This window comes from Alistipes putredinis DSM 17216 (assembly GCF_000154465.1).
Classification (GTDB): domain Bacteria; phylum Bacteroidota; class Bacteroidia; order Bacteroidales; family Rikenellaceae; genus Alistipes; species Alistipes putredinis.
In genome coordinates, this window is record NZ_DS499572.1 from 1,600 (window position 1) to 2,776 (window position 1,177).

The window sequence follows — 1,177 nt, forward strand, 5'->3', positions numbered from 1 at the left end:
TATCGTTTATTGAGGAAGCTTATCATTCACGGCATCATGAAGGAACGAGACTAAGCACGTGGTGTCATGTCGAAGAAACTTACAGGCGTTGATGTAAAAAAGATAGTGGCGACAGGGTTACTCGGGTAATGACAACAGAACTTTCTGCAAGGAGAATGGTATTGAAACCTCATTCACTCAGAAAGGACGAACTGGAAAGAATGAAGTTAAGAACGCTACTAAACGAGAACTTGCACGCGTTCGAGCTACAGCAATGGAAGGCTCTTTTGGAACTCAGAAGGAGCATTATGGTCTGCGAAAGATTGCTGCAAGGATAAAATCGACAGAGATCATGCTGATCTTCTTCGGTATCCACACAGCAAATGTGGTAAACCTTGCAAGACGAGAGTCAGTCCAAGTAGCTCTTGCAGCCTGATGTTCCACGCATGGAACACGACTTTACGGGAGTGGTAGCTCCAGACGTGACTGAAAATGAAAAAATCGGCCCTAAAAACAGAGCCGATGATATAAAAAACGATGAGTATGATCGGAAAAATAAGGGAAAGTCTGCTGGTTAACTCAAATTGAAGGAATTAAATGACTATCCCTAAGTAAGCAATGGAACAGGGAGAAATCATATTATACCAGCCGGATGAAGCGGTCAAGTTGGAAGTGAGGTTGGAAGATGAAACCGTTTGGCTGACACAAGAACAAATAGCCGACTTGTTCGGGACTAAAAGGCCAGCTATTACCAAACATTTGAACAACATTTACAAAAGCGGCGAACTTGATATAGATAGCACATGTTCCATTTTGGAACATATGGGTAATGACGGCAAACAGAGATATACTACTAAATATTATAATCTTGATGCGATTCTGTCAATAGGATATCGGGTTAATAGCAAGAACGCAACCCTTTTTAGGAAATGGGCGAATAGTGTATTAAAGGATTATCTTTTAAAGGGGTATTCCATTAATAAACGTTTGTCAGAACTTGAAAGGACTGTCGCTCAACATACCGAGAAGATAGACCATGATCCGCTTCAGCTTTCCCAGCAGCCCGTCTATCAGCAGCCTTGTCCTGTAAAAGCCTGTCTGGTGCGAGAGCTTTGTCAGTTGGTTCAGATTGTTCGCCATTCCCGCCAGGCTGCGCAGCAGCGCATTCTCTTCAGGCGTATGCCTTGCCGTAACGGTG

At 43.3% G+C, this 1,177-nt stretch carries 2 protein-coding genes and 1 pseudogene; 2 read left to right on the forward strand and 1 reads right to left on the reverse strand.

The genetic code is table 11. The annotated features are described in order from the left end of the window. The first annotated feature begins 160 nt into the window (after positions 1-160). Together ALIPUT_RS12220 and ALIPUT_RS00040 are read left to right on the forward strand one after the other, a co-directional pair. Entirely contained in the window at positions 161-415 is a 255-nt protein-coding gene (locus tag ALIPUT_RS12220) for a hypothetical protein (protein ID WP_231290526.1), read from the forward strand. Between the two features lie 182 nt (positions 416-597). Beyond that, positions 598-1,014, forward strand: a pseudogene (locus ALIPUT_RS00040) (virulence RhuM family protein); the annotation flags it as partial. On the opposite strand, the gene mobC reads toward ALIPUT_RS00040, so the two are convergent. Next, the coding region (gene mobC / locus ALIPUT_RS13315; RefSeq protein WP_147554538.1) for a plasmid mobilization relaxosome protein MobC at positions 970-1,177 on the reverse strand (208 nt) is incomplete at its 5' end. The pseudogene ALIPUT_RS00040 and the gene mobC overlap by 45 nt on opposite strands.